This is a genomic window from Streptomyces sp. NPDC042002, assembly GCF_055588305.1.
The window spans coordinates 144918-154270 of sequence record NZ_JBVJCT010000009.1; the positions used below are offsets into that span (position 1 = coordinate 144918).

Annotated in this window: 9 protein-coding genes; all 9 read right to left on the reverse strand. The window is 71.4% G+C overall.

Annotated features, from left to right (window positions below; translation table 11 throughout):
• Positions 1-230: 230 nt before the first annotated feature.
• Entirely contained in the window at positions 231-665 is a 435-nt protein-coding gene (gene nusB / locus ACZ6KY_RS16510; protein WP_365879419.1) for a transcription antitermination factor NusB, read from the reverse strand.
• A gap of 2 nt (positions 666-667) precedes the next feature.
• Positions 668-1234, reverse strand: a complete 567-nt coding sequence (efp, locus tag ACZ6KY_RS16515; protein WP_383286502.1) for an elongation factor P — start codon at positions 1232-1234, stop codon at positions 668-670.
• A 59-nt stretch (positions 1235-1293) separates the two neighbouring features.
• Positions 1294-2400 carry an aminopeptidase P family protein gene (locus ACZ6KY_RS16520; RefSeq protein WP_469310988.1) on the reverse strand — a complete coding sequence of 369 codons (1107 nt, stop codon included), beginning with the start codon at positions 2398-2400 and terminating at the stop codon, positions 1294-1296.
• A 90-nt stretch (positions 2401-2490) separates the two neighbouring features.
• On the reverse strand, positions 2491-3396 hold the full coding sequence (locus ACZ6KY_RS16525; protein ID WP_469310989.1) for a Pro-rich N-terminal domain-containing protein: 906 nt from the start codon (positions 3394-3396) through the stop codon (positions 2491-2493).
• A gap of 192 nt (positions 3397-3588) precedes the next feature.
• Positions 3589-4680: a 3-dehydroquinate synthase gene (gene aroB / locus ACZ6KY_RS16530; protein WP_469310990.1), complete on the reverse strand. Its 1092-nt coding sequence runs from the start codon at positions 4678-4680 to the stop codon at positions 3589-3591.
• Positions 4677-5192, reverse strand: coding sequence for a shikimate kinase (locus ACZ6KY_RS16535; protein ID WP_469310991.1), 516 nt, complete (start codon positions 5190-5192; stop codon positions 4677-4679). Before ACZ6KY_RS16535 ends, aroB begins: the two co-directional genes overlap by 4 nt.
• Positions 5189-6373 (reverse strand): chorismate synthase, encoded by a 1185-nt coding sequence (gene aroC, locus ACZ6KY_RS16540; protein WP_469310992.1) that lies wholly within the window; start codon positions 6371-6373, stop codon positions 5189-5191. The genes ACZ6KY_RS16535 and aroC overlap by 4 nt, the downstream gene beginning before the upstream one ends.
• A 513-nt stretch (positions 6374-6886) precedes the next feature.
• On the reverse strand, positions 6887-7726 hold the full coding sequence (locus tag ACZ6KY_RS16545) for a shikimate dehydrogenase (RefSeq protein ID WP_469310993.1): 840 nt from the start codon (positions 7724-7726) through the stop codon (positions 6887-6889).
• On the reverse strand, positions 7707-9353 hold a 1647-nt coding region (mltG, locus tag ACZ6KY_RS16550), incomplete at its 5' end, for an endolytic transglycosylase MltG (protein ID WP_469310994.1). The genes mltG and ACZ6KY_RS16545, both read right to left, overlap by 20 nt.

The following is a 9353-nucleotide window of genomic DNA, read 5'->3' on the forward strand; positions in this document are numbered from 1 at the left end:
CAAGGAGGATTTCTCCCCCCTGGCACAATCCCCAACAACCCCTCCCGGCGGTGCCCCCCCCCCCCCCCCCCCCCCCCCCCCCCCGGCGGCCGTCTGCGGGCCTCGGGAGCCTTCGAGGTACCGGAACGCCGAGAACCCGCACGGGAACGCCGGAGGGCCCGCAGCACGATCGCTGCGGGCCCTCCGGCGTTCCGTACGTCCCCTCCGGGCCGTACGGCTACGGCTGTCGGCTAGTCCTCGTCGCGGCGGAGCGACGGCTTCAGGTCCTTCAGCCGGCCCAGCAGGCCGTTCACGAACGAGGGCGACTCGTCCGTGGAGAACTCCTTCGCCAGCTGCACCGCCTCGTCGAGCACCACGGCGTCCGGGGTCTCGTCGACCCAGATCAGCTCGTAGGCACCGAGGCGCAGGATGTTGCGGTCGACGACCGGCATCCTGTCCAGCGTCCAGCCGACGGCGTACTGCGCGATGAGCTCGTCGATCCGCCTCACCTTGGTGGCGTAGCCCTCGACCAGCTGCATCGTGTACTCGCTGACCGGCGGCTGCCGGGTGTCTGACCGGGAGTGCCGGATCCAGTCCGCGAGGACCGTCAGGACGTCCACGCCGCGCTGGTCGCCCTCGAAGAGGATCTGGAAGGCGCGCTTGCGGGCCGTGTTGCGGGCAGCCACGGTTAGCTGTTCACCCGGCCGAGGTAGTCGCTGGTGCGGGTGTCGACCTTGATCTTCTCACCGGTGGTGATGAAGAGCGGGACCTGGATCTGGTGGCCGGTCTCCAGGGTGGCGGGCTTGGTGCCACCGGTGGAGCGGTCGCCCTGGACGCCCGGCTCGGTCTCCTGGATGACCAGCTCGACGGCGGCCGGCAGCTCGACGAAGAGCACCGAGCCCTCGTGCTGGGCGACGGTGGCCGTGAAGCCCTCGATCAGGAAGTTGGCGGCATCGCCGACGGACTTGCGGTCGACCATGAGCTGGTCGTACGTGTCCATGTCCATGAAGACGAAGTACTCGCCGTCCATGTACGAGAACTGCATGTCGCGCTTGTCGATCGTGGCCGTCTCGACCTTGACGCCGGCGTTGAACGTCTTGTCGACGACCTTGCCGGAGAGCACGTTCTTCAGCTTGGTGCGCACGAAGGCCGGGCCCTTGCCGGGCTTGACGTGCTGGAACTCGACGACGGACCAGAGCTGGCCTCCGTCGAGCTTGAGCACCAGGCCGTTCTTGAGGTCGTTCGTGGAAGCCACGGTTGCGGAATCTCCTGGACTGACGTGGACGACCACGGCGCACGCGCACAGCTCAAAAGCTAGAGCGCGAGCAGCTCCTTGGTCGTGATGGTGAGTAGCTCGGGTCCGCCGTCCGCCTCAGGGCGTACGACGAGCGTGTCATCGATCCTGACACCGCCCCGGCCCGGAAGGTGGACCCCCGGTTCGACGGTGACCGGCACGCAAGCGTCCAGTTTACCCATGGCCGCGGGGGCAAGCTGCGGGTCCTCGTCGATTTCGAGCCCGACACCGTGCCCCGTCAGCGGCGGAAGCCCTTCGGTATGGCCCCCGGAGCCCAGTACCTGACGGGCCGCGCGGTCCACGTCGCGGTAGGCGGCACCGGGTGCCAGCGCCTCCCGGCCAGCGCGCTGGGCGGCGAAGACGAGGTCGTACAGCTCGATCTGCCAGTCGGCGGGCGAGGTGCCGATCACGAACGTACGACCGATCTCACATCGGTAGCCGCGGTAGGTCGCGCCGAGACAGACGGAGAGGAAGTCACCCTCCTCGACGCGCCGGTCGGTGGGCCGGTGGCCGCGCCGTCCCGAGTTCGGGCCGGTGCCGACCGAGGTCGCGAAGGCCGGTCCGTCCGCGCCGTGGTCGACGAGCCGGCGCTCCAGCTCCAGGGCGAGATGGCGTTCCGTGCGGCCGACGAGAATGGATTCGAGGAGTTCGCCGAGCGCCTGGTCGGCGATCTCGGCGCCGATCCGCAGACAGGAGATCTCCTCCTCGTCCTTGATCACGCGCAGCTGTTCCACCGCGCCGCCCAGGTCGGCCAGGCGCAGCCGCGGCGCGACCGAGCCGAGCGCGCGGTGCCGGGTCACGGTCAGGTGGTGTTCCTCGACCGCGAGGGACTCGGCACCCTGGCCGGCCGCCAGACCGGCGGCCGCGACGGCGGGATCACCGCCGGCGCGCGGCAGCACCCTGACGTTCAGCGCCTCGTCGGGGCGCCCTTCCACGGCCTCACCGGTCGGCGGACCGCCGCACAGCAGCACGTCCTCGCCGCTGCCGAGCAGGAGCACGGAGCCGTGCGGCGCCGCGCCCGCGAGATACCTCACATTGGCGGGGCGGGTCACCAGCGCGGTCGCGCTGCCACCCGCCGTACTGCGTTCCCTGAGCCGCTCTCTGCGGGCCGCGTACACCTCTGACATGAACCGAGCGTACGAGCGGGGGCCGGATGCCGCCGGTTCAGAGGGCCGGACGGGTAACCCGGCACCCGGACGGGCGGAAGCGGTGCCCGCTCACCACTGCGGAGGGCTGGCGATCGACCGCGCGAGGACGTCGTCCAGGACGCGGGCCGTGGCCGCCACGTCGAGCTGCGAGTTGTCGATGATCGGGAGCCCGGAGCCGTACCAGCCGGCCATCCGTCCGTGGATGCGGGCGACCTCCTCGTCGCTGAGCCTGCGGTTCCCGGAGCGCTCGGCGTTGCGCTCCAGGACCACCTCCAGGCCCGGCAGAAGCACGACCGGCAGCAGCCCGGGGCCCACGTGCCGCTTCCAGCCGCCGAGTCCGACGACCGGGCGGTCCGGGAAGACGGCGTCGTCGAGGATGCACGAGATGCCGTTGGCCAGGAAGTTGCGGGCGGCGAAGCCGCAGGTGCGGCGGGCGAGACGGTACTGCGCCTCGGAGTGGTCGTTCCATCCCGACTGCGGGTCGGCGAAGCCCGAGCGCACCCATTCGCGTACGTCGTCGAGGCTGATGTGCGCCGTGGGCACCCGGCGGTGGTCCGCCCAGTACTTGGCGACGCTGGTCTTCCCGGCGCCCGCGGGGCCGATGAGCAGGACCGCGAGGGTGGTGGCCGCCGGATCGGGCGCGCCCGTGGCGGGCGGCGGGCTCGGCATGGCCACGGAGACGCCCGGGGGCAGCCGCACATGCCCGGTGCTGTCCGGCGCGGGCGGGACGGGAGGGTGCGGCGGAGGCTGCGCCGAGGGGTACTGCGGAGGCTGCGGTGGCATCTGGTGCGGCGGCAGGTGATGCTGCGGGACCTGGGCGGGAGGGGCGCCGGGCGGCACCGGCGCTCCGGCGAAGCCCGGAGCGGGCGCGGGACCCTGCTGCCCCGGGTACTGACCGGCCGGCGACCATCCGGCGGCCGGTCCTTGCCCCGGCTGGTGGGGCGGCGGCAGCGGAGCCCCCACTGCGTGCTGCATCCGGTGCCACTCCGTCTCGTACAGGCGATGTGCGCTGGCGGACGGGACGCCGGTCCCGTCGCTACCGAACGGTACCTTCCCCGGCCGCCGTTGTGTGAACGGCCGGGGAGCGTGCGAAGTGCCCGGGAAAGAGAGGCAAAACGGGTTGAGCAGGGGTCCTTCGGACCATACGTCCGTGCGGGGCGCGGCCCGTTACTCGCCGACCTCGCCGTAGGCCGCGAGCAGGACGGCCGGATCCGGGCCCTCCAGGACGGTCGGCTTGGCCAGCCCGTCGAGGACGATGAAGCGCAGCAGATCCCCGCGGGACTTCTTGTCGACCTTCATGTTCTCCACGAGCTTGGGCCACTGGTCGTAGCGGTAGCTCAGCGGGAGACCGACGGACTCCAGGATCGTGCGGTGCCGGTCGGCGGTCGCGTCGTCCAACCGGCCCGCGAGACGGCCGAGTTCGGCGGCGAAGTGCATGCCGACGGAGACCGCCGCGCCGTGCCGCCACTTGTAGCGCTCGTTCTTCTCGATGGCGTGGGCCAGCGTGTGGCCGTAGTTGAGGATCTCGCGCAGCCCCGACTCCTTGAGGTCGCCGGAGACGACCTCGGCCTTGACCTTGACGGAGCGCTCGATCAGCTCGGCGGTGTGCGGGCCGGCGGGCGTCCTGGCCGCCTCGGGGTCGGACTCGATGAGCTCCAGGATCACCGGGTCGGCGATGAAGCCGGCCTTGATGATCTCCGCGAGCCCGGAGACGTAGTCGTTGACCGGCAGCGAGTCGAGCGCGGCCAGGTCGCAGAGCACGCCCGCGGGCGGGTGGAAGGCACCGACGAGGTTCTTGCCCTCGGCGGTGTTGATGCCGGTCTTGCCGCCGACCGCCGCGTCGACCATGGCGAGCACGGTGGTGGGCACGGCGATCCAGCGCACCCCGCGCAGCCAGGTCGCCGCCACGAAGCCGGCCAGGTCGGTGGTGGCACCGCCGCCGACGCCGACGATGACGTCGGTGCGGGTGAAGCCGGACTGGCCCAGCGCCTTCCAGCAGTAGGCCGCGACCTCGGCGGTCTTGGCCTCCTCCGCGTTCGGCACCTGGATGGCGACGGTCTCGAAGCCCTGCTCCGCCAGGTCGGCGCGCAGCGCCTCGCCGGTGCCGTCGAGCGCCTCGGGGTGGATCACGGCGACGCGCTTGGCCTTGTGGCCGATCAACCCACCGAGTTCGCCGAGGAGTTGACGGCCGATCAGGACCTCGTAGGGGTCGGTGCCCGCGCTGCCGCCGACCTGGACACGGGTCACTGCCTCGCTCATGCTTCCTTCAACTCCAGTGCGTCGAGGACCCCTTGGGCGACCTCTTGGGGGGTAAGGCCGTCGGTCGCCACGACCGCTCGGGCGACTTCGGTGTACAGGTGGCGGCGTGCCTCCATCAGCTCGCGCCACTGCCGGCGGGGGTTGACGGCGAGCAGCGGCCGGGCCGCGTTCAGTCCGGTGCGTTGAACCGCCTCCTCGACGTCCATCGAGAGGTAGACGACCTGGTGTCCCGCCAGCAGCGCGCGGGTGTCGGCGTCGAGGACCGAACCGCCGCCCAGCGCCAGCACACCGTCGTGGTCGGCGAGCGCCTCGCGCACCGCCCGCTTCTCGATCGCGCGGAAGGCGGCTTCGCCGTCGTCGAGGAAGATGTCGGCGATGGTGCGGCCCCGCTCGGTCACGATGTCGTCGTCCGTGTCCCGGTAGCCGCAGCCGAGGCGCTCGGCCACGAGCGCGCCCACCGTGGACTTGCCGACCCCCATCGGGCCGACCAGGACCAGCCGTGGCGCGGTCACCGGATGACCAGGTTCTCGAGGTAGCTCCGCACGTTCCGGCGGGTCTCGGGGACGCTGTCGCCGCCGAACTTCTCGGCGACCGCGTCGGCGAGGACGAGGGCGACCATGGCCTCGGCGACGATGCCGGCGGCCGGGACCGCGCAGACGTCGGAGCGCTGGTGGTGGGCCTTGGCGGCCTCGCCGGTGGCGACGTCGATGGTGGCCAGCGCGCGCGGCACGGTGGCGATCGGCTTCATCGCGGCGCGGACGCGCAGCAGCTCACCGGTGGTCAGACCGCCCTCGGTGCCACCGGAGCGGCCGGTGGAGCGGCGGATGCCGTCCTCCGTGTGGACGATCTCGTCGTGGGCCTGCGAACCGGGCACGCGGGCCAGTTCGAAGCCGTCGCCGACCTCGACGCCCTTGATGGCCTGGATGCCCATGAGCGCGGCCGCGAGCCGGGCGTCGAGACGGCGGTCCCAGTGCACGTGCGAGCCGAGGCCCACCGGCACGCCGTACGCGAGCACCTCGACGACGCCGCCGAGCGTGTCGCCGTCCTTGTGGGCCTGGTCGATCTCGGCGACCATCGCCTTCGAGGCGTCGGCGTCGAGGCAGCGCACCGGGTCGGCGTCGAGCTTCTCCACGTCGGACGGCTTCGGGTAGACGCCGTACGGCGCCTTGGCCGCGGCCAGTTCGACGACGTGCGAGACGATCTCGATCCCGGCCGTCTCCTTCAGGTACGAGCGGGCGACCGCGCCGAGCGCGACACGGGCCGCGGTCTCGCGGGCGGAGGCGCGCTCCAGGATCGGCCGGGCCTCGTCGAAGCCGTACTTCTGCATGCCGGCGAGGTCGGCGTGGCCGGGCCGGGGGCGGGTCAGCGGGGCGTTGCGGGCGAGGTCGGCGAGGATCTCCGGGGCGACCGGGTCGGCCGCCATGACCTGCTCCCACTTGGGCCACTCGGTGTTGCCGACCATGACCGCGATCGGGGAGCCGAGGGTGAGACCGTGCCGGACGCCGCCGAGGAAGGTGACCTCGTCGCGCTCGAACTTCATCCGGGCGCCGCGTCCATAGCCCAGGCGCCGCCGGGCGAGGTGGTCCGCCACCATCTCCGTGGTGATCGGGACGCCGGCCGGAAGGCCCTCCAGCGTCGCGACAAGTGCGGGACCGTGGGACTCCCCCGCGGTCAGCCAGCGCAACCTGCTCAACGGTGCTCCTCATGCTCGCGCCCTGGTACTGCTGCGTACACGCGTCCTCGCGTACGGCGACGGCGCGACCGGGTGCGTGGCCCTGGCCCGCCGCCTCCGATCCTCCCACGTCCGGTATCGGGAACCGGCCGCAGGTCCATCAGGCGGACGCACCGGGCCGCGTACGCCCCGGGCCGCGTACGCCCCGGGGAGAGCCGGAGCGGGCCCGTCCCGGACCGTCCCGGCGGCCCGGGTCCCGGGCTGCGTCCGGCTGCGTCACGAGGGCCTCCACGCCCTGCGGGCCCGCCGTGCTCCGCGGGGCTCGCGGCCGTCCGCGGGGTTCCGGGGCGGCGGACGTCCGCGTCTCGCCGATGGCGGCGCCGACGGGGTTCACGCGCCACAGCGCGTCCCACGTCCCCGGCAACAACCCGTGGACGCGGCACACCGCCACCCCGCCGGCCTCGACCGGAGTCGCCCGCCGGCGTCGGACCGTGTGGACGGCGCGGCACGGTCCGACGGCCCCGAGGGGGTCGCCTACCGGGCGGCGAGGGCCTGTTCGCCCGCCTTGCGCATGGCGGTGAGCGGCGCGGGCGTCCGCCCGGTCATCCGCTCGACCTGGAGCACCGCCTGGTGCACGAGCAGATCGAGCCCGCCGACCACGGCCCCGCCGTACGCCGACCAGCGTGCCGCGAGATCGGTCGGCCAGGGGTCGTACAGCACGTCGAAGAGGGTCGCGGGGCGCTCCGGCACGGCGGCGGCCAGCGCGTCCGTGGTCCCCGCCGGAGTCGTGGCGATCACCAGCGGAGCCCGCAGCGCCTGTTCGACGTCGGCCCAGTCCTCGGTGCGCACCTCGATGCCCAGCCGCTCGCCCCACTGCCGCATCTCGGCGGCCCGCTCCTTGCTGCGGACGTACGCCACCACCTCGCCGGTGCAGATCCGCGCGAGGGCGGCCAGCGCGGAGGACGCGGTGGCGCCCGCGCCGAGAACGGCGGCCGAGTCGACCTGCTCGATCCCCCGCTCGCGCAGCGCGGCGACCATCCCGGGGATGTCGGTGTTGTCGCCGACGCGCCGCCCGTCCTCGGTGAACACGACGGTGTTGACCGCCTCGACGGAGGCCGCCGTCTCGCTGATCTCGTCGACCAGCGGCATCACGGCCCGCTTGAGCGGCATGGTCAGCGACAGCCCGGCCCACTCCGGTCCGAGGTCCTCGAAGAAACCGGGCAGGGCCTTCTCGTCGACCTCGAAGCGGTCGTACGACCAGTCCGCGAGGCCCAGTTCGCGGTACGCGGCGCGATGCAGCACCGGGGAGAGGGAGTGGGCGATAGGGGAACCGAGCACCGCGGCCCGGCGGGCGTCAGTTGCCCGAGCTGGCATTGAACTTTTCCTTGAGCTTCTCGAACTGAGCCAGGGTCTTGGCGAATTCGGTATTGTTCCGACCGTCCGTCGCCACGAAATAGAGCCAGCCGTCCTTCGTGGGATTGAACACCGCCCTGAAGGCGTCGTCACCCGGGTTACCGATCGGACCGGGCGGCAGACCCGTGTGGTAATACGTGTTGTACGGGTCCGGATTGCTGTTGATCTCGGACTCGCTGATGTGAATCTTGCTCTGGCCCTTCAGGTAATTGAAGGTCGAGTCGAACTGCAGTTTCTGGTTGGTCTCGGTGTTGGTGGCCTTCAGTCGGTTGTAGACGACCTCGGCCATCTTGCGGTAGTCGTCGTGCGTCTTGCCCTCGGCCTGGACCAGGCTCGCGACCGTGACCACCTGCAAGGGATTGTCGAGATTGAGGGATTTCGCCTTCGCCACGAGTCCCAGCGCCACGTACTTCTTGTTGGCCTGCGCGACCATGGACTTCAGCACGGTCTCCGGCTTCATGCCCTTGGCCGCGGGATACGTGAGCGGGTAAAGGAATCCTTCCAGCGGATCCTTTATTTCCTTGTTGCTGTTCGCCCAGCTCGGGAGCCCCAGGCTCTTGTATTCCTTCTTCGCGACACGACCGGTGGTGCCGTCGGCGAGCCCGAGCTTCTTGTCGATCAGCGTGTACACCTGGGCATTGCGGGCACCGGGAAACACGACCACGTTGTTCTGGCTCTTGGGGTCGAGCATCAGGTCGACGGCGCTCGCGGCCGACATCCCCTTGCGCAGGAGATAGGCACCAACCTGAATCGACTTGCCCTTGGGATTCTCCTGCTGAGCGGAGACAAAGGCGTCGACGCTCTTGACGACACCGAGCGCTTTGAGCTTCTGGCCGATCGCATAACCGCCCTCGCCCTTGGCGATGATGACGGCGACCTGTCCCGAACCCTCGCCCGCAAAATCGGGAGCCGAGCCGAAACGATTCTGGTAGTAGTGGTAGCCGAAAACCCCGGCTCCGGCGAGAACGCCTCCGAAGACCACGACGACCACCAGGCAGGCACAGCCGCTGCGGCGCTTCTTCTTGCCCGTGCCACCGCCCCGGCCCTTGCGGTCACCGCGGCCCTTGTGGCCCTTCGGGTCGTCATCGTCGTCGTCGAAGTCGTCGTCATCGTCGTCGCCACCGGCGAAGAAGGCGTGCTCGCCCTGGTCCGGTCCGGGGTCCCAGTCGGGCTCCGGTTCGGGTTCGGCTCGGCGCGGGGCGGGTTCGGCGCCGCGCCGGGCGGGCGGCTCGGGCGGCGGATAGGCGTCGGGGGTGTTGTAGAAGTCGGGCTGCTCACCCGTGTACTGGCCGGCGTAGGGGTCGGCAGGATCGGCGGCGTAGGGCGACTGGCCCTGCGCCCCGGAATTCCGGCCGCCATCGGCGTACTGCTGCTGCCCTTGGCCGGGGTACTGCTGGCCGCCCTGGCCGTTGAACTGCTGCTGCCCCTGGTCGCCGTACTGCTGCTGACCCTGGCCCGGGTACTGCTGCTGCCCCTGACCGGGGTACTGCTGCCCGCCCTGGCCGTTGAACTGCTGCTGCCCCTGGTCGCCGTACTGCTGCTGACCCTGGCCCGGGTACTGCTGCTGCCCCTGACCGGGGTACTGCTG

What these genes read in the sequence shown, in the direction of transcription:
- ACZ6KY_RS16525 (WP_469310989.1), bottom strand. Translation starts at nt 3,396, where the DNA reads ATGCAGCACGCAGTGGGGGCTCCGCTGCCGCCGCCCCACCAGCCGGGG.
- ACZ6KY_RS16520 (WP_469310988.1), bottom strand. Translation starts at nt 2,400, where the DNA reads ATGTCAGAGGTGTACGCGGCCCGCAGAGAGCGGCTCAGGGAACGCAGT.
- ACZ6KY_RS16545 (WP_469310993.1), bottom strand. Translation starts at nt 7,726, where the DNA reads ATGCCAGCTCGGGCAACTGACGCCCGCCGGGCCGCGGTGCTCGGTTCC.
- aroB (WP_469310990.1), bottom strand. Translation starts at nt 4,680, where the DNA reads ATGAGCGAGGCAGTGACCCGTGTCCAGGTCGGCGGCAGCGCGGGCACC.